Source organism: Peptacetobacter sp. AB800, assembly GCF_047807365.1.
Classification (GTDB): domain Bacteria; phylum Bacillota; class Clostridia; order Peptostreptococcales; family Peptostreptococcaceae; genus Peptacetobacter.
The window spans coordinates 1-275 of sequence record NZ_JBLOUI010000116.1; the positions used below are offsets into that span (position 1 = coordinate 1).

Below are 275 nucleotides of genomic sequence, written 5' to 3' on the forward strand. Positions count from 1 at the left end.
TTATCCATCTCGATAATTTTCTTTTTACAGATTTTGGATATCTGTCATCCCAATTTACAAAATCTAAATTTTCCATTACAACTTCCTTAGGCTTTTCTGATTTTATAAATTTATTGATATTTTTATTGATATAAGATTTAACTGTTTCATCGTGTTTATTTTTATTTTTTCTGTATTTTTTCTTTCCTAAATTATTTTTAAGTATATTGTCTGCTTTTTTAGTGTTACCTTCTTCGAGGTATTTTCTTCTAAGTGCGAAAAATCTGTTTCGATTA

At 24.4% G+C, this 275-nt stretch carries 1 pseudogene; it reads right to left on the reverse strand.

The features are described from left to right. Positions 1-275, reverse strand: a pseudogene (locus ACK2WN_RS12395) (hypothetical protein); the annotation flags it as partial.